This window comes from Winogradskyella ouciana (assembly GCF_009709615.1).
In the GTDB taxonomy this organism is placed as follows: Bacteria; Bacteroidota; Bacteroidia; order Flavobacteriales; family Flavobacteriaceae; genus Winogradskyella; species Winogradskyella ouciana.
In genome coordinates this window covers 1-257 of sequence record NZ_WJYA01000189.1, presented here as the reverse complement: position 1 = coordinate 257, position 257 = coordinate 1, and the positions used below count along the sequence as shown (strand labels likewise).

The window sequence follows — 257 nt, the reverse complement described above, 5'->3', positions numbered from 1 at the left end:
CCGGTCATTGTTTCGTACAGTTTGGTGGTCAACGGGCCTGTTTTTTCGCCGTTGAGAATCATTTGGTGGCCGTTCCAGTTCAGGTCGCCGACTGGCGAGATGACCGCTGCCGTGCCTGTTCCAAACGCTTCTTCCAGTTGCCCTTTTGTGTACGCCTCGTACAATTCTTCGACGGAAATCCGCTTTTCTACTACCGGGATGCCCCAGTCTTTCAGCAGGTGGATCGTCGAATCACGGGTGATTCCCTCCAAAATGCT

At 53.3% G+C, this 257-nt stretch carries 1 protein-coding gene; it reads right to left on the bottom strand.

Going from position 1 to position 257, the window contains the following annotated elements; genetic code table 11:
• On the bottom strand, nucleotides 1-257 hold a 257-nt coding region (locus F1003_RS18950; RefSeq protein WP_202913929.1), incomplete at both ends, for an aminotransferase class IV.